General features: G+C 72.6%; 20 protein-coding genes. 12 read left to right on the top strand and 8 right to left on the bottom strand.

Annotation, left to right across the window (positions count from 1 at the left end; translation table 11 throughout):
- Positions 1-30: 30 nt before the first annotated feature.
- Positions 31-1491 carry a multicopper oxidase family protein gene (locus D7044_RS09280; RefSeq protein WP_120688548.1) on the bottom strand — a complete coding sequence of 487 codons (1461 nt, stop codon included), beginning with the start codon at positions 1489-1491 and terminating at the stop codon, positions 31-33.
- Positions 1492-1831: 340 nt separating this feature from the next.
- Here D7044_RS09280 and D7044_RS09285 point away from each other — a divergent pair, with 340 nt between their 5' ends.
- Positions 1832-2953 (top strand): hypothetical protein, encoded by a 1122-nt coding sequence (locus D7044_RS09285; RefSeq protein WP_199716548.1) that lies wholly within the window; start codon positions 1832-1834, stop codon positions 2951-2953.
- A gap of 583 nt (positions 2954-3536) precedes the next feature.
- Here the strand turns inward: D7044_RS09285 and D7044_RS09290 are convergent.
- From D7044_RS09290 to D7044_RS09300, 3 genes are all read right to left on the bottom strand, one after another.
- The gene (locus D7044_RS09290; protein WP_120688549.1) at positions 3537-4361 is read right to left on the bottom strand and encodes an ABC transporter permease; all 825 of its coding nucleotides are present in this window, start codon (positions 4359-4361) and stop codon (positions 3537-3539) included.
- Positions 4358-5320 carry an ABC transporter ATP-binding protein gene (locus D7044_RS09295; RefSeq protein WP_120688550.1) on the bottom strand — a complete coding sequence of 321 codons (963 nt, stop codon included), beginning with the start codon at positions 5318-5320 and terminating at the stop codon, positions 4358-4360. Before D7044_RS09295 ends, D7044_RS09290 begins: the two co-directional genes overlap by 4 nt.
- A 129-nt stretch (positions 5321-5449) precedes the next feature.
- Positions 5450-6055, bottom strand: a complete 606-nt coding sequence (locus D7044_RS09300; protein ID WP_120674231.1) for a response regulator transcription factor — start codon at positions 6053-6055, stop codon at positions 5450-5452.
- Between the two features lie 285 nt (positions 6056-6340).
- Between D7044_RS09300 and D7044_RS32115 the strand changes: the two genes are divergently transcribed.
- The 4 genes from D7044_RS32115 (at position 6341) to D7044_RS09315 (ending at position 10839) form a co-directional block, all read left to right on the top strand.
- Positions 6341-6529 (top strand): hypothetical protein, encoded by a 189-nt coding sequence (locus tag D7044_RS32115; RefSeq protein ID WP_147434616.1) that lies wholly within the window; start codon positions 6341-6343, stop codon positions 6527-6529.
- A 1-nt stretch (position 6530) separates the two neighbouring features.
- A complete protein-coding gene (locus D7044_RS09305; protein WP_120688551.1) occupies positions 6531-8789 on the top strand; it encodes a TOMM precursor leader peptide-binding protein in 2259 nt (752 codons plus the stop codon).
- A gap of 35 nt (positions 8790-8824) precedes the next feature.
- Positions 8825-9523 (top strand): hypothetical protein, encoded by a 699-nt coding sequence (locus D7044_RS09310; protein ID WP_147434617.1) that lies wholly within the window; start codon positions 8825-8827, stop codon positions 9521-9523.
- 167 nt (positions 9524-9690) lie between these two features.
- Positions 9691-10839 carry a sensor histidine kinase gene (locus tag D7044_RS09315; RefSeq protein ID WP_158609287.1) on the top strand — a complete coding sequence of 383 codons (1149 nt, stop codon included), beginning with the start codon at positions 9691-9693 and terminating at the stop codon, positions 10837-10839.
- Between the two features lie 18 nt (positions 10840-10857).
- Here D7044_RS09315 and D7044_RS09320 read toward each other — a convergent pair whose 3' ends face one another.
- Both D7044_RS09320 and D7044_RS09325 read right to left on the bottom strand, forming a co-directional pair.
- The gene (locus D7044_RS09320; protein WP_120688552.1) at positions 10858-11466 is read right to left on the bottom strand and encodes a response regulator transcription factor; all 609 of its coding nucleotides are present in this window, start codon (positions 11464-11466) and stop codon (positions 10858-10860) included.
- Positions 11467-11583: 117 nt separating this feature from the next.
- Complete coding sequence (locus D7044_RS09325) at positions 11584-13104, bottom strand: class I adenylate-forming enzyme family protein (RefSeq protein ID WP_120688553.1); 1521 nt, start codon at positions 13102-13104, stop codon at positions 11584-11586.
- A 303-nt stretch (positions 13105-13407) separates the two neighbouring features.
- On the opposite strand from D7044_RS09325, the gene D7044_RS09330 reads away from it, so the two are divergent.
- Together D7044_RS09330 and D7044_RS09335 are read left to right on the top strand one after the other, a co-directional pair.
- Positions 13408-14913 carry a SagB family peptide dehydrogenase gene (locus D7044_RS09330; protein ID WP_120688554.1) on the top strand — a complete coding sequence of 502 codons (1506 nt, stop codon included), beginning with the start codon at positions 13408-13410 and terminating at the stop codon, positions 14911-14913.
- 232 nt (positions 14914-15145) lie between these two features.
- Positions 15146-15322 (top strand): thiazolylpeptide-type bacteriocin, encoded by a 177-nt coding sequence (locus tag D7044_RS09335; protein ID WP_120674243.1) that lies wholly within the window; start codon positions 15146-15148, stop codon positions 15320-15322.
- 7 nt (positions 15323-15329) lie between these two features.
- Here the strand turns inward: D7044_RS09335 and D7044_RS09340 are convergent, their stop codons facing one another.
- Together D7044_RS09340 and D7044_RS09345 are read right to left on the bottom strand one after the other, a co-directional pair.
- Complete coding sequence (locus tag D7044_RS09340) at positions 15330-15551, bottom strand: hypothetical protein (protein WP_120674245.1); 222 nt, start codon at positions 15549-15551, stop codon at positions 15330-15332.
- Positions 15548-16123: a hypothetical protein gene (locus D7044_RS09345; RefSeq protein WP_199716549.1), complete on the bottom strand. Its 576-nt coding sequence runs from the start codon at positions 16121-16123 to the stop codon at positions 15548-15550. Before D7044_RS09345 ends, D7044_RS09340 begins: the two co-directional genes overlap by 4 nt.
- A 254-nt stretch (positions 16124-16377) precedes the next feature.
- Here D7044_RS09345 and D7044_RS09350 point away from each other — a divergent pair, with 254 nt between their 5' ends.
- The 5 genes from D7044_RS09350 to D7044_RS09370 are packed head-to-tail and all read left to right on the top strand — an operon-like array spanning position 16378 to position 25042.
- A complete protein-coding gene (locus D7044_RS09350; protein WP_199716550.1) occupies positions 16378-17439 on the top strand; it encodes a hypothetical protein in 1062 nt (353 codons plus the stop codon).
- Positions 17436-20018: a lantibiotic dehydratase gene (locus D7044_RS09355; protein WP_120688555.1), complete on the top strand. Its 2583-nt coding sequence runs from the start codon at positions 17436-17438 to the stop codon at positions 20016-20018. Before D7044_RS09350 ends, D7044_RS09355 begins: the two co-directional genes overlap by 4 nt.
- A complete protein-coding gene (locus D7044_RS09360; protein ID WP_120688556.1) occupies positions 20015-21643 on the top strand; it encodes a hypothetical protein in 1629 nt (542 codons plus the stop codon). The genes D7044_RS09355 and D7044_RS09360 overlap by 4 nt, the downstream gene beginning before the upstream one ends.
- On the top strand, positions 21633-23555 hold the full coding sequence (locus tag D7044_RS09365) for a TOMM precursor leader peptide-binding protein (protein ID WP_120688557.1): 1923 nt from the start codon (positions 21633-21635) through the stop codon (positions 23553-23555). Before D7044_RS09360 ends, D7044_RS09365 begins: the two co-directional genes overlap by 11 nt.
- An 8-nt stretch (positions 23556-23563) precedes the next feature.
- Complete coding sequence (locus tag D7044_RS09370) at positions 23564-25042, top strand: hypothetical protein (protein ID WP_199716551.1); 1479 nt, start codon at positions 23564-23566, stop codon at positions 25040-25042.
- Positions 25043-25079 lie beyond the last annotated feature (37 nt).

Consider the following 25079-nt stretch of genomic DNA (forward strand, 5'->3'; position numbering starts at 1 on the left):
GGCCGGGGGTCTCTTTCGAGCAGGTCAGGATCAGACGACTCTGAATTGGGCCATCATGCCCATCCCGCTGTGGTCGACCATGTGGCAGTGATAGGGGTAGACACCGCGCCAGGTGTTGAAGGTCGCCTGTAGGCGCACCGACTGGCCGGGAAAGATGGTCACGGTGTCCTTCAAGCCGGACTCGGTGGGGTCGGCCGGGTTGGGCCCGCGATCGAGCACCCGGAACTGCACCAGGTGCATGTGGAAGTTGTGGGGAATGGTGGTGTTCGCGTTCGTAACCGTCCATTCCTCGGTGGTGCCCCACGCGATGGTGGTGTCGATCCGAGCCGGATCGAAGACCTTTCCGTCGATGTACGCCCGGTGGCCCGTCCCCGGTTCGTCCATTCGCAACTCCACCTGCCGCCGCACCGTCGGGGTGGGCAGCGTCGGCAGCGTGCGCAGCCGGGCCGGCACCGCGCTGCGATCCCGCGCCGCTGCCGGTACGACGTCGAAGCGCATAACCTGGCCGACCTGGTCCGTCGGGCCTGGGCCCATGAGGTTCTCCAGCACCACGGAGCTGCCCGGTGCGTAGCGGGCGAAGTCGACCACCACCTCCAGCCGCTCCCCGGGGGACAGCAGCAGGTACGACGTGTCGACCGGCGCCTCCAGCAGCCCGCCGTCCGAGCCGATCACGTTGAAGATCCCGCTGTCGGCGAGCCGCAGCAGGAAGATGCGCATGTTGCTGGAGTTGATCAGGCGCAGCCGGTACCGCCGCGCCTGCACCTGGAAGCGGGGCGTCGGCCGGCCGTTGACCAGGATGGTGTTCCGGTTCTCGACGTCGTCCATGGTCCAGACCAGTTGCGCGTCGGCGTCGAAATGGGCGTCGCGCAGCACCAGCGGGACGTCGAAGGAGCCGCGCGGCAGCGGCAGGGCCTCCTCGGTGGCGTCGGTGAGCAGGTAAAGGCTGCTCAGCCCGCGATAGAGGTGCTCGGCCTCCATGTGGTGGGTGTGGTCGTGCATCCACAGCGTGGCGTGCGGCTGGTGGTTGGGGTAGGCGTAGACGCGCTCCTCGCCGGGGGCGATCGTCACACCGCCGGAACCGTCGTCGCCCGGCGTGGCCGCCCCGCCGTGCAGGTGCACCGCGGTCGGCATGTCGAGCCGGTTGCGCTGCTGGACCACCACGCGGCGACCGGAGCGGGCCCGGATGGTGGGGCCGGGCAGGTCACCGTTGTAGGTGTAGACCTCGGTGCGGGTGCCGGGCAGGATCTCCAGCCGGCGGCGGTGCATGGTGACCGAGTAGTAGTCGGTGGTGGCCGTCCGACGGACCGGCCGCAGTGTCTGAGGCACCGTGAGCGGAACGGTGAACGGCGCCGGGACGGCGGCCGGCGGCGCGACGGTGGCCGCCGCGGCGGGCGTGTCGGCCAGCCGGTCGGCGAGGCTGGCGAGGCCACCGGTCGCGCCGAGGATGCCCGACGCCGCACCGAGGCGCAGTAACTGACGACGAGTGGACACGGTGGTCCCTTCCAATAACGGGGTGGTGCGAATTCCGGTGCGTCCGGCGGCCCGGTCCGGGCCATTGCGCCACGCCTAGATGATGAGGCGCAAAACGCCTTCCGTAAGGTGTCGGCGGGTTGGTCGGGGACACTTGTCATCGTCCCGCTGACGTTCCGTCATGTGCGTTTTTTCACGGCCGTGCACAAAGCGGGGTGACACTTGTCAGTGGATCGTTTCCAGCACTTTCCCGCAGTGCTCCGAGGCCCGGATGATCCGAGGCGGAACGGCCGCCGGTAGTCGGCGGAACCGCTCATCCGAACCGGCACCAGTGGACGGTTTCCGATGCCAATGGGAGGTCATGGAGATGCTGGCTGACGCCGTGCCACCGCACACCGTGGAACTGGACACGACCGGCGTGACCGGTCTGCGCCTGTACACGCGTGGGCCGGTGAGCCTGCCATGGCTCGCCGACCACGTCGTACCGGTCGCGCGGGCCCTTGCCGAGGGTAGTGGACGCATCGTCTATCTCAGGCGGGGCTGGTTGCACGGCCCACACGTGGACATCATCGCCCGGCGCGCCTTCGGCCCGCCGCCGCCATGGCACTCCATCGCGGCCCAGCTCGACGCCGGGCCGCTGGACCCCGCCACCGCACTCACCGATGATGTGTACCTGGCTCAGGCAGAGGAGTTCGGCCGGCTGGAGGGGTTGCCACAACCGTACGGCGCCTTGCGGACGCACGGCCTGGTGGAGTTCCTCTGGGCCGCCGGCATGGAGGAGTCAGCGCCGGCGTTCAACCAGCTCAAGGATGTGGTGCGCGGCATGCTCGGCCGGCCGCTGATGCGCCTGGTCGACGAGCTGTCCGCCCACCCGGAACGGGCGACCGTACGCCTCGCCGAGGCGTTCGTCGCGCTCGCCGACACGCACGCCCTCGGCACCGCGTACGGGGCCCTCTCGTTGCGCTGGCACGCGGAGGCCTTCCTGGCCTGGGCGAAGCCGGCCGGCAAGGTCCGGACCACCTTCGCCAACCGTCTCGCCAAGGAGGGCGACCAGATCCGGCAGGTGGTCGCCGACCGGCTCGCCGACGCGGCGTCACCGGCCGCGTCGGGCTGGCGGGCCTCGCTCGGCTACTGCGCCGGCGCACTCGACAACGCGGCTGCGAACGGGGTGCTAACCCCGGACCTGGTCGACTCGGTGGGCCCGGACGGCGGGCCGCGGCGGCGCCTCGCCGGTGAACCGGACAGCGACTTCCACCGGGCGGTGGGGGAGTCGGGCGTGGCCGAGTCGCCGTCGCCGTTCTTCGCCTCGTACAGCTTGCTGACGAACCTGTTCTACCAGCAGCTGCCGCTGTTGACCGTGTCCCCGCTACAGCGCTACTACATGTGCCACGCGATCGCGGAGACCGTCGACGACGTGCTGGGAGAGCCCTGGCAGGAGCGACTGCGCAGCCAGCGCTGGAACCTCACCGCCTTCGCCCACTGACGCCCGGCGTCCGCAGCGTCCGATCCACTGCGCCCGATCCACGGCCTCGGCCGAGGGTCGGGCGCCGTCGCCTGTGCCGGACGATGCACCGCCGTGCCGGACGATGCACCGCCGTGCCGGACGATGCACCGCCGTGCCGGACGACGCAGCGCCATGCCGGTCTCACCGCCGTGCCGGCCCTGCCCGCCGCCTGGCCGTGCCGGCCCTGCCCGCCGCGCGGCCATGCCGGTCGGGCCGGTCCCGTCGCCCATCGATTAGCGCGACCCGCACGCAGGCCCGGGAGGGCCCGACCCTGCCCACCATCCAGGAGCTCCGGATGCCAGGCGGCCGTACGGCCCCTCGCGGACCCGGGAGGGTCACCGAGGGGCGCGTTCCACCGTGAGCGATCCAGCTGCGTGAGCACGTCCCTGCCCCGCTGACTGGGCGCCTGCGTCCACACCGTGCCCCCTGCATCGGACAGGGTGCCGTAGCCGTAGCCGCAGCCGCAAACGAGCGCGGCGACGTCCGGGCGGCGAGCTCCGGAACCAGGGCCGGAACTCACCGTCCGGACGCCGCCGTGCTGGCGGGCCGGTACGGCCGCGGATCACTCCGGGCGCGGGTCCCAGCGGAATCGGCGGACAGCGATCAGGGTGCCCAGCACACCCCAGGCGAGCAGGATGCCGTGCTGCTTCCAGTGCAGGCCGTCGCCGGTGGTGAACGCCGACAACAGGGCGTCGTTGAACGGCTTCACGGGCAGCAACCCAGCCAGGGTGTTCAACGTGTCGGAGTGGATGGGGAAATAGCTTCCCGAGATGAAGACGAGCGGAAACTGCACGAACTGCACCACCGCGGGGGCCGCCTCGGAGTTGCTGACCAGAGAGGCGACCGCCGCACCCAGGGCGCAGTAGCAGACCGAACCCAGCAGCAGCGTGACACCGACCGAGGCCCAGTCGGCGGGCACCGGCGCGTCGTACAGCGCGCCCACACTCACTACCAGGACGACGTCGATGACGCTGACCATCAGGCAGTGTGCGAGGAGCCCGGCGAAGTAGATCCAGGCCGGCAGCGGGGTGGCGTGCAGTCGCTTGAGAACGCCGGTCTGCCGTCGGGCGGCGAGCGCGATGGCGAGCTGGCCGTAGCAGGCCCCGAGCACCGACACGGCGGCGATCGTCGCCGTGTAGTACTGCATGCCGGTACGGCCGTAGAAGAAGTCGCTGGCCTCCCCGCCACCGAAGACCGCACCGATGATGGCGATGAACGCGATCGGGAAGACGAACGTGAAGATCATGGCCTGTGGGTTGCGCCAGAACGACAGCTGCTCGTACCGAATCTGGTGGAGCAGCACGGCCAGGTCGCTGCGGCGGCGGCGGGACGGGCGGTCGGTGGTCTCGTCGGTGGGGCCGACGGCGACGGGATTCAACGTGGTCATGCTGCCCTCCGGTTCCTGCGGCGCTGCCGACGTGACGTGGGCGCGGCTTCGGGCCGGCCGGCGGCGTCGCCGGTCAGGCTCAGGTAGACGTCCTCGAGGGTGGGCTGCTCCACCGCCAGTCGGTGCAGCGACGTCCCGCGTGCCAGCGCCCAGCCGGTCAGCCGGTGCAACGCCTCGGTGGCGTCGTCCACCTCGAGGGTCACGTTCGTCTCGTCGATCTCGGTGGGGACGACGGGCAGCTCCTCCGGTGCCACGCCGTCGGGCCGGGCGAAGCGGATCCGGGTACGGGCGGTGTCTCGGCCGCCGATCGTCTCCGGGGTGCCCTGTGCCACCACGCGGCCCGCGTTGAGCACCACGATCTGGTCGGCGAGCGCCTGCGCCTCGTCCATGTAGTGGGTGGTCAGCACGACGGTGGTGCCGAGATCGCGCAGGCTGCGGACGACCTCCCAGGCGCCGCGGCGGGCGGTCGGGTCGAAACCCGTGGTGGGCTCGTCGAGGAAGAGCAGCTTCGGGTCGCCGATCACGCCGAGGGCGAGGTCCAGCCGGCGCTTCTGCCCGCCGGAGAGGTCCTTCACCTTGGCGTCGCGCTTCTCGGCGAGTCCGACGAGCTCGACCACCTCGTCCACGTCACGCGGGGCCGGGTAGTAGCCGGCGCTGCGGGCGACCGTCTCCCGCACACGCAGGTGCGGTTCCACCGCGATGTCCTGGAGCACCAGGCCGACCCGCTCCCGCAGCCAGCGTTGCTCGGCCCGGTCGCCCGGGTCACGGCCCAGCACCTCCACGCGGCCGGCGTCGCGGCTGCGGAAGCCCTCCAGGATCTCCAGTGTGGTGGTCTTGCCCGCGCCGTTCGGGCCGAGGAGGGCGACGATCTCCCCCTGCTCGACGGTGAAGCCGATGCCGGCCACGGCCTCGTGGTCTCGGTACCGCTTGCGCAGTCCGTCCACGACCAGGGCGCTCATCGGGGGTGCTCCGGTGCTGTCACGGTCTTTCCCTTTCGATTGGTTTTCCCGGACGCTAGGGCGTCCGGCGGCCGGAGAGCGGCGTCGCTTACCGACATCACCGCAGGCCGGGACAGATGTCACCGGCGGTCAGAGCCAGCCCTGCTCGTAGGCGATGCGGGCGGCGTCGAAACGGTTGCGCCCCTTGAGCTTGCGCATCGCCGAGGAGGAGAGGTTGCGGACCGTCCCGGCGGAGAGGAAGAGCTCCTTCGCGATCTCCTTCACCGAGGCGCCGCCGACGGTGAGGCTGAGGATCTCCCTCTCGCGGTGGGACAGGGCCTGCGCCCGCGCCCCGGGCGGCCCGATCAGGGCCGGGTCGATGGTGAGACAGCCGGCAGCCACCCCGCGGACCGCGCCGACCAGGTGGGACAGGCGCGCGTGTTTCGGGATCACGCTGAGAACGCCCGCCTCCACCGCGCGATCCACCAGGGCTCGCGTGGGCGAGGCGGCGATCAGCGCGACGCCGCAGGAGGGGAGTGCCTCGCGTACCTGACGGGCGAGTTGAAGGCAGTCCGTGCCGGCCATCCCCATGCTCAGGATCACGATGGAGGGACGCAGCTGCCGGACCGTGGCGACCACGTGCTGGCCACCGTTGACGAGACCGACGATCTCGAAGCCCGAAACCGTCCGCAGAGTCTCCGCGAACGCGTCCAGGACCAGAGCGTGGTCGTCGCAGACGACAATTCGAATGCTCATTGGGCCACCCCGCTGGTGAGAGGATTCGTCGGTGGCCGGCGTTGCGGAGGCCAATCCGACGTTGCCCAAAAGCATGGCGACGCGGCCGTGATCGGAACAGTGCACCGATCCCGAGGCAAACATGAAATTGCACAGCCGGCGAACCTGAAATTTTCATGCCGCGCCGACGTGTGTTTTTCACATCGGGTCGGTGACGTCGGCACTGGTGGGGCCGCCCCCGCGACGACACCATTTTCCCAACACAGGGCGAACATGATCCCTGCCCCACCTGAAACGAGGATCACCATGACGCACTCATCCGCACCCAACCGCGACTCCCGTGTGGCGGGCACCGCCAACGCCTTCGGCCCCGCCGGTGCGAACTCCGGCCTGCGGATCAGCCAGCACGATGCGTGGACGACGTCCGACACCCCGGCCACCACCTTCACCTGGATCTGCCTGGCGGACGCCGCCCACGACGAGCGGGCCGCCTGAGATGACCGGGGTCGCGGAGCCGTCGCTGGTGGGCTTCCGGCGGCACCTGCGCCCGGAGGTGATCGCCGGCGAGGCGACGTACCTCTTCTCGGAGCACGGTGTGACGGCCGTCCAGGCGGCCCGGATGGAACACCTCACCCCGCTGCTCGACGGCACCCGCGACGTGGCGACCGTGCTGCGGGAGGCCCCGGAGGAATGCGCGGGCCTGGTCCGTGACCTGGCCGACGCCGGGCTGCTCGTCGCCCGTACGCCCGGTGTCGGACAGCACGACCCGCGGGCCGTGGCGTACTGGGAGTCGGCCGGGCTGGACAGCGGTGCAGCGACCTCCGCCCTGACCGGTGCCGCCGTCCGGGTCCAGGCCGTGGGCGGGGTCGACGACACGGCGGTACGCGAGGCCTGCGCCACCGCCGGCCTCACCCTGATGACCGGCGAGGGTACCGCCGACCTCGACGTGGTGCTCTGCGCCGACTACCTCGACGCCGAGCTGGCCGCGGTGAACCGGCGGCAGCGCGAGACCGCCCGGCCCTGGCTGCTGGCTCGCCCGGTCGGCACCCAGCTCTGGATCGGCCCGGTGCTGCGACCGGGTCAGGCCTGCTGGCACTGCCTGGCGCACCGGCTCTGGTTGCACCGGCGGGCCGAGGCGTACGTGCAGCGCGTCCTCGGACGGAACGGACCGGTGCCCCGTCCCGTCGCCGCCGTGCCGCCGTCGGCCGCCGTCGCCGCCCAACTCGTCGCCCTCGAAGCGACGAAGTGGCTGGCCGGCCACCGCTACGCCGGTCAGCAGGCGGTGTGGACGGTGGACACCCTCACCCTGCAAGGGCGGCATCATGAGCTGCGGGCCCGCCCACAGTGCCCCTCCTGCGGCGACCCGCAGCTGGTCCGTGAGCGCACCCGCCGGCCGGTCACTCCGGTCAGCCGGCCCAAGGCGTCGACCGACGGCGGCGGCCACCGGGCGCTCTCACCGGAGCAGGTGTGGCAGCGGTACGAGCACCTCGTCAGCCCGGTCACCGGGCTGGTCCGGGAGATCCGCCGGGACACGCGCGGGCCGGAGTTCCTGCACTCCTACCGTGCGGGCGCCAACCTGGCCCTGGACGTGCGCGGCCTGGACGACCTGCGCCGCGGTCTCCGCAGCGAGCACGGCGGCAAGGGCGCCACCGCCGAGCAGGCTCGGGTGAGCGCGCTCTGTGAGGCGCTGGAGCGCCAGTCGGGCACCTTCCACGGCGACGAGTTGCGCATCCGGGCCCGCTTCTCCGAGCTGGGCGACGAGGCCGTCCACCCCAACTCGGTGCAGTTGTTCGACGATCGCCAGTACGCCGACCGTGCCGCCTGGAACGCCCGGCACTCGGCGTTCCAATACATCGGTCCGCGCTTCGACGAGCAGGCCGAGCTGGACTGGACGCCGGTGTGGTCGCTGACCGCCGGGCGGCAACGCCTGCTCCCCACCGCCCTGCTCTACTACGGCACCCCGGCGGAGGCCAGCCAGCGCTGCCTGCGGGCCGACTCGAACGGCAACGCCGCCGGAGCCAGCCTGGAGGACGCGATCTGCCAGGGCTTCTTCGAGCTGGTGGAGCGGGACGCGGTGGCGCTGTGGTGGTACAACCGCACCCGGCAGCCGGGGGTGGACCTCGACGCCTTCGCCGACGGGTGGATGGTCGAGCTGCGGCAGGTACACCGCCGGCTGCACCGGGAGGTATGGGCCCTGGACCTGACCGCCGACCTGGGCGTGCCGACGTTTGTGGCGCTGTCCCGGCGGACGGACAAGCCGGCGGAGGACATCGTCTTCGGCTTCGGTGCGCATCTCGACCCGGCGGTGGCGCTGCGCCGGGCACTGACGGAGGTCAACCAGCTGCTGCCCGCCGTGGTGGAGGTGGACGCAAAGGGGCGTGGGTACGCCTGCGACGACCCGGAGGCCCGCCGCTGGTGGGCCAGCGCGACCGTGGCCAACCAACCCTGGCTGAGGCCGAACGCCGAGGTGTCGGCCCGCACGCCCGCCGACTATGGCTACGTCCCGGGCACCGACCTGCGCGACGACATCCATACAGTGCAGAGAGCGGTGACGGCGCGCGGCCTGGAGCTGCTGGTGCTCGACCAGACGCGGCCGGACATCGGCCTGCCGGTGGTGAAGGTGCTCGTACCGGGACTGCGGCACTTCTGGGCCAGGTTCGCGCCGGGGCGCCTCTACGACCTGCCGGTCCAACTCGGGCGGATCGTGCGTGCCACCCGGTACGAGGACCTGAACCCGATCCCGATCTTTGTCTGATCCATCAGCGCGTCGCCGGAGTGAGGAGGGCCCACGTGAGCAGCCACATGTCGTGGCGGCAGCCCGGCCGGCAGGTCAGGACGGTCGCTCTCTGGTCGTTCCCCGAGGACGTGCTCGTGGAGACCGGCGCCCCGGACGGCAGCGTGCTGCTGCTGACCCGGTGGGGTGAGATCCGGGTGACCGATCCGGATCCGACGACGGTGGAGTCGCTGCGCCGGATGAGCTTCGGCCCGGTGTCCCTGGAGAACGTTCTCCGGGGTGTCGCGGACGACAGCGTCGAGGACCGGCGTCGCCGGCTCTCCGCGCTGCTGGACCGCCTTCAGCACGTGGTGGTCCGGTCGGTGGGCCTGGCCGACGGCCTCGGTCCGTGGCTCTCGGCTCTGCCGCTGACCCCGAGGGCGGTGTTCCGCTTGGCGCCGCCGCCCGCGGACGGCCTGGTGTGGCTCTCCCCGGCGGTCCAGACGCGCCGCGAGTCGGGTGGCCTGGTGCTGGAGGTGCCCGGCGGCGCATACCGGGTGGTCCTGCACCGCCCGGACGGCGGCCGGCTGGTCGACGCGTTGGCCGCGCCGAGCACCGTGGCGGCGCTGGCGGTGGCCGTCGGACTGCCGGCGGCGCTGGTCGGCGAGGCGGTGGCGCATCTGCTCGCGACGGGCGTGGCGGTCACTGGCACGCATGCCGAGCGCGCTGCGGCGACCAGTGTGGACACGCAGTCCGCGAGGCGGGCGCACGAGTGACGCCGCCCCCCCGCTCGGGTGACGCAGACCTTAACATCGAAGTCCGCCGTCATCGCGGATCCGCCGCGAGGGCCTGAACGCGTAGGCTCGCGCGGGAGGATCGGCGCTCGGGGGGCGTGCACATGGACCAGACACCGTCAGACGATTCAAACCGGATCAACGACGACGTGCGCACCGGTCCCACGGCGTCGCGACTTGCCCGGGTCGTGGTCGCCACCGTCGTCACCGGGCTCAGCCTGGTCGCGCTGCTCAACATCATCGAGACGGCGCAGGGGCCCCGCGCGGTCGTGCTCGCCCTGGTGGCGATGAGCGGCCTCCTGTCACTTCAGCTGTTCTTCCTGACCGATCGGGCCCGTCGGCTCCCCGGGTCGGCCCGTCTGGGGCTGCTCGTCGCCCAGTCGCTACTCGGTTTCCTACCGTTCCTCGTCTTCGGCCAGTCCTGGGTCGGGATGCCGGGCTTCGTCGCGGGCAGCTTCCTGCTGATGCTGGCGCCTCCCCGCTCCGTCGTGGCCTTCGCGGCGACGGTGTTCGGCACCCTTGTGATTCAGTCGGCGATGACCACAGAGGTCCTGCTCGTCGCGTACACGACGGTGTCCACGGTGCTGACCGGTCTTATCGTCTACGGGTTGTCCCAGATGTCCATCCTGGTCCGTGAGCTGCACGCGACCCGCACCGAACTGGCCCGGTTGGCGGTGATCCGGGAACGGCTCCGTTTCTCCCGTGACCTGCACGACCTGCTCGGCTACAGCCTCTCCGCGGTCACCCTCAAGAGCGAGTTGACCCGGCGCCTGATGGTCCGCAACCCGACCCGAGCGCTCGCCGAATTGGACGACATCCTGGGCATCTCACGACAGGCGCTGGCTGACGTACGGCAGCTCGCCAGCGGCTACCGCGACATGTCGCTGGGCGACGAGGCCCGCTCGGCGCGGTCGGTGCTGGCCGCCGCCGACATCCAGGTACGGATGGAGATCGATCATCCCGCGCTTCCGCAGGCGGTCAGCACCGTGCTCGCCACCGTGCTCCGCGAGGGGATCACCAATCTGCTGCGGCACAGCAGGGCGCGCAACTGCGAGGTGCTGGTCACCGAGCAGGGCGGGCGCGTGCTGCTCACCATCGCCAACGACGGCGCCGACCAGGGGCCCGGCCTACCGTCCGAGCACGGGGGCAGCGGGCTGCGCAACCTCTCCGACCGGGCCGGGGCGCTCGGCGGCCGCCTGGTCACCTGCTGCTCACCGGACGGCTGGTTCCGGCTCCGGGCGGAGCTGCCGGTCAGCCTGCCCGCCGCCCTGGAGGCGCCCGCCCAGCTCGCGTCCTGACCGGGCCGGGAGGCCGGGTCAGAGCCAGCCGGCGTCGCGGGCGATCCGGATCGCGTCGATCCGGTTTCGGGCGTTGAGCTTGGTCACCGCGGTGGTCAGGTAGTTGCGGACGGTGCCGGGGGACAGGAACAGCCGCGTGGCGATCTCGGTCGGCTCGGCGCCCTTCTCGGTGAGCCGGAGCACTTCGGCCTCGCGGGTGGTCAGCGGGCATTCGGCGCTGTCCCAGGCGGCGAGCGCCAGCTGCGGGTCGACCACCCGGCGGCCCGCCGCAACTCCCCGGATCGCGTCGGCCAGGATCTCCGGCGGGGCGTCCTTGAGGATGAAGCCGGCGACGTGCGCCGCCATCGCCCGGCGCAGGTTGCCTGGCCGGCCGAGGCTGGTCAGCATCAGGCAGCGGCAGCTCGGCAACTGCTCGCGCAGCAGACCTGCCGCGGTCAGCCCGTTGATTCCCGGCAGGTCGATGTCGAGCACCGCGACGTCCGGCCGTTGCGCCAGCGCCGCTGGCAGGATGTCGTCACCGGACGCCACCTCGGCGACGACGTCGATGTCGGGCTCCAGGGCGAGGAGTGCCAGGAGGGCGCCGCGGACCATGTTCATGTCCTCGGCGAGCAGAACCCTGATCGTCACCCGGCCAGCTTCGCATCAACGCGACGTCAGGGGACACTCGTCCTACCAGCACGACTCTCCGGCCGAACGTCGTCACGCGGCGACCCATCCGGATGTGCCATCCCGACTGAACGGAGGTTAATCGGCGGCGGCGCGGAGGGCGACGCGGTCGGGTTTGCCCGACACGGTCAGCGGCAGCGCGTCGAGGAACGAGAAGCCGGCCGGCACGTGCGCCGGGGAAAGACCGGCGGCGATGTGGTCGCGCAGCTGGGCAGCACCACACCGGACCCCTGGACGCAACTGCACCGCGGCGTGGGCGGTCTCGCCGTGGCGCGGGTCGCGTCGGTCGTACACGACGGCGTCGGCCACCGCCGGGTGGGCAAGGAGAACCCGCTCCACGGTGGACGGATGAATCTTCAAGCCGTTCGCCTTGATCACGCTGCCGATGCGTCCGACGAGGTGGAGGTAGCCGTAGCGGTCGAAGCGAGCCAGGTCGCCGGTGCGCATCCAACCGTCGTGCATCGTCTGCGCGGTCAAGGCCGGGTCGCCGAGGTAGCCGGCCATGGTGGTCGCCGCGCGTACCCAGACCTCACCGGTGACTCCGCGAGGCGTTGCGGTCCGGCCGTCGGCCTCGCGGATCTCCAGATCGACCCACGAGAAGGGTCGGCCGACGCTGGGCAGGAGCTCCGGCTCGGTGTGATCGAGCGGGGTGAGGGTACACATGCCGCCGGCCTCGGTGCTGCCGTACAGCTGGGTCAGCCGTTCGCCGAAGAGCTTCACCGCCTGGGCGACCCGGGTCGGAGCGGCGTAGGTACCGCTATAGAGCACCTGGCGGAGCGAGGGCAGCGCTCGCCGGGCGGCCTCCGGCCGGTCTACCAGTTGGTAGAGGTGCGGCACCGCCAGGTAGACGTCCGTTACCCGGTGCCGGACGATGGTGTCGACCACTTCGTCCAGGTCGAAGCCGTCGCGGAGCACCACCGCGCCCCCGCCGATCAGGACCGCGTCGACCATGGTCGCCGTGGCGTGGCTGACCGGAGTCACTGACAGCATGGTCACCGGCCAGTCCGGCGAGCCGTCCCCGGCGGACACCCGGATCCGGTTGTCGCGGGCGCCGAACGTTTGCTGCACCAGCTTCGGGTCACCGGAGCTGCCGCTCGTCAGGTCGACCACCGCGATGTCGTTCGGGTGCCAGGCGGCGGTCGGAAGGAGATTCGACCGGTGCTGGCGCAGCTCGTCGGCGGCCAGCACCGTCAGCGAGGGCGCCGCGGCGGCCAACTCCCGACCCCGCCCGGCGTTCGCCGCGTCGACCACGAGGGTGCGGGCGCCGGTGGCGTTCAGCACCCGCCGGCGGGCGACTGTCGAAAGATGTTCACCGTCGGCGCGGGCGTTCATCGAGCGCACGTGCGTGACGGTGGCGCCGAGCAGGTGCGCGGCGTACCGGGTGACCAGCATGGCCGGCACGTTCGGCTCGGTCAGCACGGCCACCGTCTCCCCGCGGGCCACACCGGCGCGGGTCAGTCCGATGGCGGTCGCCAGGATCGCTGCGGCGAGCTCGCCGCCGGTCGTCGCGCCCTCCGGCCGGTACAGGACGGGCCGTCCGGGTCGCCGTTGCAGGGCGTCCAGCAGCCGCCGTACGTAGTGCGCCTCGCCGGTCTCCACCGTGACCTCCCCGTCCGCAGCCTCCGCCCGCCGCCGAGCAGGGCGGGGACCCGGCCAGCCTCTGCCCGGACCGTTCGCCGGGCCAGCGCCACCACGATGTCCGTCACGGATGCCGGTACGGGTGTCACGAACCCGGCATGACCGGTGTCACCGGAGTGAGGTGCGAGCGTCATCCGTCGATGACGGCGGCCGGGGTGGCCGGGGACAGTGGCGGCGGCGCCTCGTTGCGTCGTGTCCGGCGAGGTCCGGAATCCGTGGCGGCGAGACCCGAGGCCCAGTCCCGCGACGGAAACGGAGTGCACCATGCAGACGACAACCCCCACCGACGGCACGGTCGTCAGGTTCCGCGACGACGCCCGGGCGGAGTTCCAAGCCGACCGGGTCGTCCTCACCAGCCCCGCCGGGGTGGTCGCGATGCGGCAGGTCGGCAGCGGGCTCGGCGCGGCGCTACGCCGGCTCGCCGACGGGCCGGTCGACCCCGCCGTCCTGCTCAGCGGGTTGACCGGGCGGGAGGCCGCCCAGCTGCGCGGGTTTCTCGACCGGGCGCCCCACCTGCTCGCCTGGGGCGTCGTCGCGGGTGGCCACGAAATGCTGCGGCTTGAGCGGACCTCGCCGGGAACGCAGTACGCGCCGGTCACCGTGGCGCCGGCCGTCCGGGTGCGGCTGTCCCGCTTCGCCTTCTGCCGCACTCGGGAAGGCGCGCTGGTGCTGGAGTCGCCGTTGGCCCGGCACCGGGTGCTCCTGGTGCACCCGGTGGCCCGACGCCTGGTGGCTGAGCTGGGCACCCCGCGTACCCCGACGGAGTTGGCCGGCGACGACCTCGACGTCGCGGCGGTCGGCACGCTCCTGGGTCATCTCGTCGGTGCGGGCCTGGTCGACGCGGCGGACAGCGCCGGCGGCTTCGAGTCCGAGGTGGATCTGACGCTGCGCCAGTGGTCCTTCCACGACCTGCTTTTCCACTCGCGCACCCGCCCCGGTCGCTACGACGACCCGATCGGCGGGATCTACCCGCACCGGGGGGAGATCCCGCCGCTGCCAGCCGTCAAGGAGCCGCCGGCGGGCCGCACAGTGGAGCTGTACCGGCCCGAGCTCGACGAGGTGCTGGCCCGGGACCCGGCGTTCACCGTGGCGCTGGAGGGCCGCCGGTCCATCCGCTCCTACGGCGAGGAGCCGCTCACCTTGCGCCAGCTCGGCGAGTTCCTCTACCGGGTGGGTCGGGTGCGGGTGCTGCGCGGTGCCGAGGGCGACCCGACCGGCAACGAGATCGTGGGGCGGCCCTATCCGACCGGCGGGTCGGCGTACGAGATCGAGCTGTACCTGACCGTGCGCCGCTGCGCGGGCCTGGACGCGGGGATCTGGTTCTACGACTCCGCGGCGCACCGGTTGGTGCTGGTCAACGACGAGCCGGCGGACCAGGCGGCGATGTTGGACATCGCCGCGGGAGCCACCGGCGGCGAGGCGGACGGTGACGTGCTGATCACCCTGACCTCCCGCTTCCAGCGGTTGTCCTGGAAGTACGCGGGCATCGCCTACGGGATGACGCTGCGGCACTGCGGGGTGGTCTACCAGACGATGTACCTGGTGGCGACGGCGATGGGGCTGGCGCCGTGCGGGCTGGGGATCGGCGACGCCGACCTGACCGCGCGGGTGCTGCGGCTTGACTGGCTGCGAGAGACGTCGGTGGGGGACTTCCTGCTCGGCAGCCGGCCGGCGGGTGAGCTGGGCACGTGGCGCACCGAGGACGGCTGGCAGCTGCTCAACGGTGCGGACTGGGCGCTGCGCGCCGGCGAGGAGCTGGGGCTGGGATGACCTGCCGAAGCTTCGTTCCACGGGCCGTCCGGGCCTGGTGTGCGCCTTCTCCGACAGGCACTCATCTCGACCCGGGCGGCCCTTTCGCGATTACGGCCGGCGCCGGTGTAATTGCCACCGTGATATGTGTCAGCAGGCGCTGACAAAGCATGGACACGGTCGTTGGGCGGGGCCAGAATTGATTTCACCGGAAGGGTTGAAGGAAAGCCCTTAAAACAGAAGGAGAAATGACATGAGCATCGACGAGACCACCGCGGCCCAGGACGACAAGACCTTCGACTCGTTCGAGATCGCCGACCTGGAGGTCCTCGAGGTCGCCCAGGGCGTGGCTCTGCCGGAGCTGGGCGCGTCGAGCGGCAGCATCGGCACCTCGTCCTCCTCCTCGACCTGCTCGTCCAGCACCTGCTGAACGACCGTCACGGTCGGACCGAGACCAGCCGGACCGGCGACGGGACACAGTGGATGAACGATGGCGAGAGCCAGCCGGCGTCGGGCGCATCGAGCGGCCACCCCGGGGCGCCATCGCCCTCGCCCACCCGCTCGTCCAGCACCTGCTGACGCGGCTGACGTCGGCTGTGCTCGTCCAAGTCGAAGTTGGACGAGTGCAGCCGACGTCGGTGCGCCTGGCCCTCGCTCACCCGCGCCGGGACACGTCCAGCGCGGTGGACCAGAGCGCGACGGCGGCCGGCAGGCCGACCACCGCGCGTACGGTTCCGTTACCCGTATCAAGACCGTACGCTGTCGCGCCGGCCGCGGCCACCAGGATCAGCAGTGCGCCGGTCCACCAGTAGCCGGGGACGTCGAAGATCCGGGCCAGTGGCAGGAAGTGCAAGCCGACGACCAGGCAGACGGCCACGACGATCAGCCCTGGTGAACCGGCCCGAAGCAGCCCGAAGACGGCGGCCAGGATCAACGCGGTCTGGGCCAGGTTGACCAGGTGGAACCACCGCATCGAATGCGGGTGGACGCGGCGGACCCGGGACGGACCGCGCGCCCGCAGCCGCCGGCCCGCCATCAGGAGAGCGCCGGCGCCGACCACGGCGGCCAGGTCGAGGGCGAGCCGGACGCCGGTGGGCACCGGTAGGCCGGTCACACCCACGATCAGCCAGAGCAACCCATAGATGACCATCGTGACGACGCCCATGGCGAGCGGGTCTCGGCGATTCACGGACTCGCCGCCCAATTGACGCGCGCCGGTGTCAGCTGACATGGGCAGACCTTAGCGTAGATCGCTCAAAAGGCGCAAACCACCCGCCGGGACGAGCCGTCAGCGAATTGCTGACAGTTGTCAGGAACATTGTTGTTCGCCCGCCGCGCGGGTCGAGAATCGAATTCCCAGTGAATTTCCTGCTCGTCGAGACAATTCCGGAAAGGTGCGTCGACATGACGACCGAGGCGTATGAGCCGGCCACCGACGTGATTGGTGTGCGGCTCCACACCAGAGGGCCCGTGACGCTTCCCTGGTTGGCACGATCCGTGGTGCCGGTGGCCCGCGCACTGCACGACGACGGCAACGCCGTCGTCCACCTCCACCGGGGCTGGCGGCACGGTCCCCACGTCGACATCGTCGCGTACGGCGGCGCCGGGGGCGCGGCGGACTGGGCCACCGTCGCCGCACAGCTGGACGCCGGCCCACTGGACCCGGCCCGTGCCCTCAGCGAGGAGGACTACCTCACGCAGGCCCGCGAGTTCGGACGGTTGGAGGCGGTGCCCCCGCCGTACCTGCCGATGGCCGAACATGGCGCGGTGCAACTGCTCCGCCGGGAGGACAGCGGCCCCCGGCAACCGGCGCTGCGCGCCCTGGCCGGCTGGGAGGTGGCGCAGAGCGTCCTGACCACGCCGCTGCTGGACACGGTGGACGAGCTGGCGCGGCGGCCCGAGCAGGGCACGGTACGCCTCGGCGAGGCCTTCGCGGCGCTCGCCGACTCGTACTTCCTGGGGCTGGCGCACGGCGTCTACTCGTTCCGGTCGCACGTCGAGGCCTTCCTGGCCTGGGTACGGCCCACCCGGGACGTACGCCCGGCATTCGCACAGCGGCTGGCGCGGGAGGCGACGGTGCTGCGCCCGGTAATCGAGCAACGGCTCGCCGGCACCCCCAGCGGCCCGGCGGCGGCCTGGCGGACGGCGTTCGCCTACTGCGCCGGCACCTTCGACGCGGCCGTGACCGACGGCACGCTCAGCCTCGACCTCCTGGACGAGATCACCGGCAGTGTGGACACCGCCGCGATGGGCCCGCCCAGCGCCCCCGACGTGGTGCCGACCGGCGACCAGCCGGACACCGAGTTCCACCGCAGGGTCGCCGCATCGGGCGCCTACGACCGGACCACCCAGTGGTTCGCCGCATACCGCGTGCTGATCAACCTCTTCTACCAGCAGCTTCCGCTGCTCACCGTGTCGCCGATGCAGCGCTACTACATGTGCTACGCGATCAGCGAGCTGGTCGACGAGGTGCTCGGTGAGAGCTGGCAGGACCGGCTAACCCGTGACCGGGTCCGGGTCGTCGCGACCGCGGGGAGGGCGGCATGACCCTCGCCCCCGCCGCCCCGGCGCCTCTCGCCCCGATCAGCACCACCTCGCCAGCGGAGCCCCTCTGGCAGTTGCGGATCAACCCGCTGCGCCGGGCCCGCCTCGCCGACCCGACGCTGCGGGCGCTCCTGGCCGACCTGACCGACGTGGACCGGGCGCTGTCCGACAGTGCCGCCCGCTGCGCCGACGATCTCTACCGGCTGATCGGTGCCAGCTCCGACGAGGCCGAACGCAAGCGCCTGGTGGAGGCCCGCCGCGCCATCTCCCGGGACCGGGAGCCCCGCACGGACCTCACGCATCTGCCCGCCGTGGCCGCCTGGGTCGCCGCCCGGCATCGCCGCGACGAGCTGCGGGCCCGGCTCATCGCCGAGCATCCGGCGGCGGCCGAGCGGGAACGGGGGACCCTCGCCGGGCTGTTGAGCGACGAGGACCTGCGCCGTTCGCTGGCTCTGCTCGCTCCCGAGGTGCACGAGGAGGCCGAGCGCTACCGGGCCGCCGTGGCCACCGGCCAACCGGTCGCCGCCCGAGGCCGCAAGTCCGAGCGCGGCCTGATCCAGTACGTCACCCGGGCCATGGTCCGGACCAGCCCGCTGGCCCGGTTCACCGCTGTCGGCATCGCGGTGCCCGGCCCCGAGGGGGTCGACCCGCGCAGCGTGCCGTTCACCGAGGCGCACTCGTTCCCCAGCCTGGACCGCGTCATGATCGCCTATGTGCTGGGCGGGCTGAACCCACCGGCGGGCGCGGCGCGGCTCGGTGCCTGGGTGGGGCTCTCGCCAACCTCCGCGGTGGAGCCGGAGCAGGGCGCGCTGTTCTTCCTGCGCCCCACCGAGGGCGGCTACCAGCGCCTCTCCGCACCGCTGCGGGGCCCGATCAAGCTGCTGATGGACGCGATCGCCATGGGCCCGCGTCCGGCCCGGGCGGTGGCCGGATACGTCGCCACGCACGCCGGCTGCCCACTGCCCGACGCCGAGCAGATCGTGCTGCGGGCGCTGGACAGCGGCATCCTGTGCACCTTCAACGAGGCCGAGAACGGCGACGCCGACCTGGCCGAACAGCTGGACCGGCCGGACACCCTGGCCGCCGACGCCCTCGCCGACGTGCGTGCCGGGTTGTCTCGGCTGGCCGACGGGCCGGTGATGGAGCGGGGCGCCGACCTGGCGACCCTGCGCGCCGACCTGGCCCGGGTCAGCGGGCTGGCGCAGCGGCCGGCCCAGGTGATGGTGGAGGAGGACTACCTCCTCCCGCCGGCCACCGTGGACACCGAGCCGGTGCGGGGCAACCTGGCCGACCTGGGCGCGGCGGTGGAGCTGCTGTCGGTCTTCGACTGGCTGCACGACGTGCGCATGATGACCACCCGGGCCTTCGTCCGGCGGTTCGGCGCCGGCGCCGGCGTCCCGCTCGCCGACCACGCCGACGAACTCGTCGAGGCGGTGTCCGCACAGGCTGTGGCGGCCGGGGAGTACGCCGCGACGCTCACCGACGACAGCCCGGTCGGCGACGACCCGCTGCTGCGCCTCTACGCGCTGCGCCGCCGGATCATGGCCTGGACCCGGGCGGAGATCACTCGAGCCGCCGAGGCGGGCGAGCCCGAGGTGCGGTGGTCCGCCGAGCAGGCGTACGAGCTCGTCGCCGAGCTGCCCGAGGAGTTCCGGCGTGACCCACTCAGCTACGGGGTGCTCGCGCAGTGGGCGGGGGACCGGCTGGTCGTCAACGACGGGCTGCCGGGGCACGGCATGCTCTACTCCCGCTTCCTCGACGGCGACCGGCGGCTCGGCGGGCGGGCGCTGCCGTACCTCGCCGACCGGCTCGCCGAGCGCTTCGGCTGGGACGGCGCACGGGTCGTGGAGGACCTGGGGCTGCACCGACTCAACGTCAACGCCCATCCCCGCGTGCTGCCGGACGGGTTGGGCCCGGACGACTGGTACGCGCTGCGTCTGGTGCACGATCCGGACACCGACACGCTCGCGGTCACCGATGCCGACGGGCAGCGGCTGCGGGTGCTGCCGCTGGGCACCGGGCACCCGGGGCTGTTCCCGCCGCCACTGTCGGTGGCGTCCTGCCTGGCGACCGGCGGCCGACTCAACAACTACCTGCTGGACCTCTGGCACGGCGGCAACCCGTGGGACCGAGCCCGTACCCGGATCGCCCCGCGGATCGCCGTCGGCGATGTGGTGCTGAGCCGCCGCCGCTGGTACGGCGGCGCCGAGCTGGACGGGGCGCTGGCCGCGCCGGAGGGCCCCGAGCGGTTGCTCGCGCTCACCGGCTGGCGCGGCCGGTACGGCGTACCGGAGGAGGTGGTGGTCAAGACCGCCTTCGACGACGAGGCGCCCCGGTCACTGCGCCCGGCCGACATCATGCCCCGCCGGCAGAAGCAGAAGCCGCAGTACGTCGACCTGACCTCCGCCCTCGGCACCCGGGTGCTGCCGCGGATGCTCGAGCGTCGGGCCGACGGGAAAGCCGTGGACTACCTGGAGGAGGCGCTTCCCGGGGTGGTCGACGGCACGCACGCCTACGAGTGGGTGGTCGAGATCGGCAGGCGCCCCGGCGGCCTGTTCCAGTACGGAGGGAAGAAGTCATGAGACTGCGCGCGCGACCGTACCTGCACTACGCGCCGACGCCCGACGGCGTCTACCTCGCCGGGGGCCGCGACCAGCTCGTCCTGCGGGGCTCAACGCTGCTGTTCCGGGTCGCCGACACCTGTGTGCCGCTGCTGGACGTCGGCACCACCGAGGACGAGATGGTGACCGCGCTGGGCGAGCGGGCCAGGCCGGTCGTCCGCCACCTGGTCGACCAGCTACGGGGGCACAACCTGCTCCTGGATTTCGCGGCGCACACCGTCGCCGAGCCGGACGAGGCCGAGCGGCAGCGGTGGGCCGGGCCACTGGCGTACCTGGAGGCGGTCTCCGCGGATCCGTACGCCGCCTTCGCGGCGGTGCGGGCAGCGCGGGTGGCGGTGGTGGGCCCCGTCGAGGTCACCGGGCCGGCGGTGCGGGGGCTGCTCCGGGCCGGGATCGGTGCGGCGGAGGCGCGGGATGCGGCCGGCGACCTCAGCGGATTCGACGCGGTGATCCGCTGCCTCGCCGCCGGCGAGGCGCCCGAGCCGGCCGCGGCGCCGGTGCTGCCGGTGCTGCTGGACGGCCGGGTGCTGGTGGCCGGACCGGTGGTGACCGACACCGCGACCGCCGCCAGGTGGCCGGCGTGGCGGGACCGGGTCCTGGACCAGGCTGCGGCGGAGTCCGTGCCGCCGCCCGCTCGTCCGGTCGCGGACGCGCTGGCCGGTGCGCTCGCCGCGCACCTGCTGTTCACGGTCATCGCCGGTCAGGACACCCGCCGGGACGCATACGTCGTGCATTCCGACGCGCTCACAGCTGACCGGGTGGTGCTCGGAGCGCCGCTGGCCGACGACGAGCGCTGGCACCTGCTGGACGACGCCCAACGCGTTCCGCTGCCCACGATCGACGACCTGACCCCGGCCGTCTCCGCCCTCACCAGCCGCTGGACCGGCCCGTACACCCGGGGTGACCGGGAATCGGAGCTGCCCCAGCTACCGCTGTCACAGCGCGAGCTGGCGTACCGCGACGGCCGGACCGGCTCGGTCTTCGCCGGTGGGCCCGACCTCCAGACCGCGTACGTCGCGGCGGCCATCGAGGGGATGCGGCGGGCGCCCGACGGCGGCGCGGCCGGATTGACCGAGGAGACCTGGCTGCTCGACGGCGCACTGCGGCTGCTCGCCGCGGAAGCCGAGCCGGCCCCCACGTTGGACCCGGCCGAGCTGGACCCGGAGACGCACCGGATCCGGCAGAGCCTGGCTGCCCAGCCGCACGTCGTCGACCTGCGCGCGGTACCCGGCCTGGACTGGCGGCTGGCCCGGGTGCGCACCCCGGACGGGGAGACGCTCGGCGTGGCATGGGGGCCGGACACGGACACCGCCGTCCGGGCCGCCGTGGGGGTGGCTGTCACCGCCGGACAGGTCGAGGCAGCTGGCGGCGAGCCGGCACCCGCCCTGCACACCGACGCCCTGCTGCTCGCCGATGACGGCGTGGTGCACGCGCTGCGCAAGCAGGTCACCGCGCTGGCCGCGGCGACCGGCCGCCGGTTCCGCGGCCGCGCCCGGCACGCCGATCCCGTCCTGGGTGAGCTTCCGTTCTGGTACGGCCCGGTCGAGGTTACCGGCGACATCGAGGAGCAGACCGATGGGCACTGACACCGACCGGCCCAACCTCGGGCCGGGGTTCGCCGCAGACGCCGCCGACGAGTGGCTCACCGCGCTGGCCCCCCTGCTCGCGGTCGACGCCACCGTGACGCTCGACCGCGGATTCGACCTGAACTGGCAGACCGGGCAGTGGCGCCGCAGCGCCGCCGACGGCCGCGAGCACCTGTCGGTGCGGGTGTACGACGACGAGGTGCAGATTGGCCCGCGCTGGGTACCGGGCACCGACGCCGGCTGCCCGGTCTGCGCCGAGTCCCGCGAGCGTTCGGTGCTGGAGCACCCGTTGCAGGCCCGCCTGGACCTCAACCGCTGGCGGACCGGCACCGGCGACCCACTGCTGCCGGACCTGCTGGCGGCGGCTGCCCGGAACCTGGCGGACGTGCCGCTGGCTCCTGGCGAGCTCGCTGTGGTCGGCCCGGCCGGCGTGCGGCGGCACCGGATCCCGCGGCACTTCTACTGCTCGTCCTGCGCACCGCGCTTCCACCCGGACCTGGACTGGCGACCGGAGTTGCTGACCCTGCGCAGCCACCCGGCCGCACCGGGCGACCCCACCCGGGCCGCGGACGGTGCCCGCCTGGTCGTTCCGGGGGCGCTGCGGGACCGGGTCGTCGACGAGCGCTTCGGCCCGGTCCAGAAGATCATTCTGGAGTCGGCCGCGCCCTTTGCCATGAGCATGTCGATCATGCCGGACGCGCCGGCGTGGGGACACGGCCGGGCGATGAACTTCCGGGAGGCCGAACCGGTCGGCCTCATCGAGCTCTACGAGCGCCTCGGCGGCTTCCCGTTCGACGCGCCAGTGCTCCAGGGGCTGACCTACCGTCAGGTCGCCGACCACGCCCTCGACCCGGCCACCCTCGGCGGGCACACCGACGAGCAGCTCGCCCACCCCACCGCCCGGGTGCTCCCGGTACACCCGGACAGCCCGATGGACTGGGTGTGGGGCCACGACCTCAGCACCGGGCGGCCGGTGCTGGTACCCGCCGAGATCGGCTTCTACCAGTACGAGTACCGGTACAAGTTGAACCGCCGGGCCGCCCGCGCCGCGCGCCGGGCCAACCCGCGGGAGAACCGCAAGCACTTCTACGACTCCTCCAGCGGCTGTGCCGCCGGCTCCTGCCTGGAGGAGGCGGCCCTGCACTCGCTGCTCGAGCTCGCCGAGCGGGACGCCTTCCTGATCGCCTGGCACCGGGCCACCCCGCTGCCGGTGATCCCCACCTCGACGATCACCGACCCGGACAGCAAGGCCCTCATCGACCTCATCCACGCTCGCGGCTTCGACGTCCACATCCTCGTCGCCACCCAGGACGTGGCCCTGCCGATCGTGTGGACCCTCGCCGTCAACCGGACCGGCGGATTTCCGGCCACCTTCCACTCCGGAGGGTCCGGCGCCAACCCGGCCACCGCCATCAGGGGCGCCCTACGGGAGGTCGCCCAGCTCGTCACCGACCCGCAGGACCCGGACACCTCCGACATCGAGCCGATGCTGGCCGACCCGTGGAACATGGAGGAACTGGTCCACCACCCCCGCTACTACATGCATCCGGCCACACTGGCCCGTGCCACCGCCGTGCTGGGCGGCCCGGAGACCACGATCGCCGAGGCGTTCGGCGACTGGCCCGGCCAGCTCGAGCGGGCCGCCGCTGGTGACGTTCGGGGCGCCCTGGACCACGTCCGGGAACTCTACGCAGCAGCCGGCATGGACCGGATGGTGCTGGTCGACCAGAGCACCCGGGAGCACCGGGACGTCGGCATCTCGGTGGTCAAGATGGTCGTACCCGGCATCCTGCCGATGTGTTTCGGCCACGCCCAGCAGCGGCTGCTGGGCCAGCCCCGGCTCGCCGCCGCGCTCGCCGGCACCGCCCAGGCCGGACGACCGCTGCCCTACGACCCCCACCCGTTCCCGTGAGCGCCGGGATGCGGGTTCCCGCCCCGTACACCGACCACACCATCGGCCGGGAGTCGCTCTGGTACGCGTACGCCGCCGGGGCCGACGAGACCGTGATCCCACCCTGGCTGTCCGAGCCGGTGCCTCCGATGGAGACGCACGTCCACCCGCCCACCCCGGCCGCCGCCGTCGGAGGCACCCGCCGGCCACTGCCGTACGGGACGGCGGAGCTGCTGGGGCGGACCGCGTACCCGCACGGGCAGGTGGCGGGGGAGGTGGCTGACCCGCTCGGGCACGCCCTGGTCGCCGCGTACGGGCCGCAGTGGTACGACCCGGACAACGTCTACAACCCCCACCGCGGCTACGCCTCGCCGCGCTGCCTGTACCCGGTGCAGGTCTTCGCCGACGACGGAGAGCACTGGACGCTGCTGGATCCCGACCGGCACGCGCTGACCACCCTGTCGGTACCCGGGCATCCGCCCCGGGCCCGGCAGCTCGCGCTGACCGGTCGCTACACCCGCATCCCGCGCGGCTACCGCTGGTTCCGCGGCTCACTGGTCGCCATCGAGACCGGCTACGCGCTGCGCGCCCTCGCCATCGGCCTGCACCACTTCCGGGTGCCAGCGTGGGTGCGGCTGCCCGACGCCGGGGCCGGCGCGGTCCTCGCCGAGGTGGGGCTCGACCCCGCCTGGGAGTGGTCGCTGCCGGTCACCGTCGGGTTGGGTGCGCCCCCTCTGGTGCCCGGCCCGACGCCCGCCGACCCGCCCGCCGAGTCACCCGATCCGGTCCTCGCCGAGGTGGCGGCGGTGAACCGGGCGCAGGCGTTCACTGACCCACCCACCCGGCTCGGCTCCGGTGTGCCGGCGGACGCGGCTGCCGCACCGACTGCGCCGGACTGGGCGGAGCTGACCTGGCGTCGGAACTCGGGACGGATGCCGGCGGGCCGGCCCGGCTTCGACTCCCGCCGTCGGCGGCTGCCGGCGGCGGTCGTGCACGACATCACACGCTGGCTGGCTGTACCGGCACCCGGGCCCACCCTGGCCGCCGTCCGCGACCGGATCACCGTCTCGGTCGCCCTGCGCGACATCGACGGGTACGCCGACGGCGTGCACCGGGTCGGGCCGGACGGCGAACTCGTCCTGCACCGAGCCGACCGGGAGATCACCACGAAGCTGGAGGCGACGTACGGCTACCCGCTCACCCCGACCGACGGCTGCGGCGTCCGGCACGCCTCCATGGTGTGGTTCCTGTCGGTCCGCCCCCGGGAGCTGCACGCCGCCTACGGGCCGACCGCCTGGACGGCCACCCAGTACGCCGTCGGCTGGGCCGCGCACGGCCTCTCCCTCGCGGCCAGCGCGGCCGACCTGTACGCCCGGCCGGTCCGGGCGTTCGTGGAGAACGCGACACGGAACCTGCTCGGTCTGGCCGGCGACGAGATGATCGCGCTCGCCGTGGTGGTGGGCACCCCGCGGCACGCCAGCGGCGGGCTGCTCGACATCAGGTTGTGAGGAGAGGTGCCGTGAGCGCGAGCAGTTACCCAGGTTC

The sequence above is a fragment of the Micromonospora musae genome (genome assembly GCF_003626635.1).
GTDB classification, from domain to species: domain Bacteria; phylum Actinomycetota; class Actinomycetes; order Mycobacteriales; family Micromonosporaceae; genus Micromonospora; species Micromonospora musae.

Excerpts from the sequence above, each read along its gene's own strand:
- D7044_RS09330 (WP_120688554.1), top strand. The coding sequence starts at position 13,408 with ATGCAGACGACAACCCCCACCGACGGCACGGTCGTCAGGTTCCGCGAC.
- D7044_RS32115 (WP_147434616.1), top strand. The coding sequence starts at position 6,341 with ATGACGCACTCATCCGCACCCAACCGCGACTCCCGTGTGGCGGGCACC.
- D7044_RS09295 (WP_120688550.1), bottom strand. The coding sequence starts at position 5,320 with ATGAGCGCCCTGGTCGTGGACGGACTGCGCAAGCGGTACCGAGACCAC.
- D7044_RS09290 (WP_120688549.1), bottom strand. The coding sequence starts at position 4,361 with ATGACCACGTTGAATCCCGTCGCCGTCGGCCCCACCGACGAGACCACC.
- D7044_RS09345 (WP_199716549.1), bottom strand. The coding sequence starts at position 16,123 with ATGTCAGCTGACACCGGCGCGCGTCAATTGGGCGGCGAGTCCGTGAAT.
- D7044_RS09360 (WP_120688556.1), top strand. The coding sequence starts at position 20,015 with ATGAGACTGCGCGCGCGACCGTACCTGCACTACGCGCCGACGCCCGAC.
- D7044_RS09335 (WP_120674243.1), top strand. The coding sequence starts at position 15,146 with ATGAGCATCGACGAGACCACCGCGGCCCAGGACGACAAGACCTTCGAC.
- D7044_RS09305 (WP_120688551.1), top strand. The coding sequence starts at position 6,531 with ATGACCGGGGTCGCGGAGCCGTCGCTGGTGGGCTTCCGGCGGCACCTG.
- D7044_RS09370 (WP_199716551.1), top strand. The coding sequence starts at position 23,564 with ATGCGGGTTCCCGCCCCGTACACCGACCACACCATCGGCCGGGAGTCG.
- D7044_RS09300 (WP_120674231.1), bottom strand. The coding sequence starts at position 6,055 with ATGAGCATTCGAATTGTCGTCTGCGACGACCACGCTCTGGTCCTGGAC.
- D7044_RS09285 (WP_199716548.1), top strand. The coding sequence starts at position 1,832 with ATGGAGATGCTGGCTGACGCCGTGCCACCGCACACCGTGGAACTGGAC.
- D7044_RS09355 (WP_120688555.1), top strand. The coding sequence starts at position 17,436 with ATGACCCTCGCCCCCGCCGCCCCGGCGCCTCTCGCCCCGATCAGCACC.
- D7044_RS09365 (WP_120688557.1), top strand. The coding sequence starts at position 21,633 with ATGGGCACTGACACCGACCGGCCCAACCTCGGGCCGGGGTTCGCCGCA.